This window comes from Burkholderia sp. SIMBA_051 (genome assembly GCF_046534915.1).
Classification (GTDB): domain Bacteria; phylum Pseudomonadota; class Gammaproteobacteria; order Burkholderiales; family Burkholderiaceae; genus Burkholderia; species Burkholderia ambifaria.
In genome coordinates this window covers 1-268 of record NZ_JAWRXS010000335.1, presented here as the reverse complement: position 1 = coordinate 268, position 268 = coordinate 1, and the positions used below count along the sequence as shown (strand labels likewise).

General features: G+C 61.9%; 1 protein-coding gene. It reads right to left on the bottom strand.

Features of this window, described 5'->3' with window-relative positions:
* A partial coding sequence (locus SB771_RS34770; RefSeq protein WP_410722012.1) for an IS66 family transposase zinc-finger binding domain-containing protein occupies positions 1-268 on the bottom strand: 268 nt, incomplete at both ends.

Genomic DNA, 268 nt, shown 5'->3' with positions numbered 1-268 from the left:
CACGCGTACTTTGCACGCACGTTCTGGTGAACCGTCCATTTGAGCTCGACATGCAGCTGTTCGCTGATGTCCTCGCCGATGCGATGCATCGGCTTGCCACAACACGGGCAACCTCGCTGCTCTTCCGGCAGATCGTACTCAATGCGTTCGCGCTTCAGGTACGCCGGCAACGGCTTGCGTCCCACCTTGCGCCGCTCAGGCTTGCCGGCCGGTGGCAAACCGGTGTCAGGCAGCGCCGGCTGGATACCTTCGTCTTCTTCGTCGCATG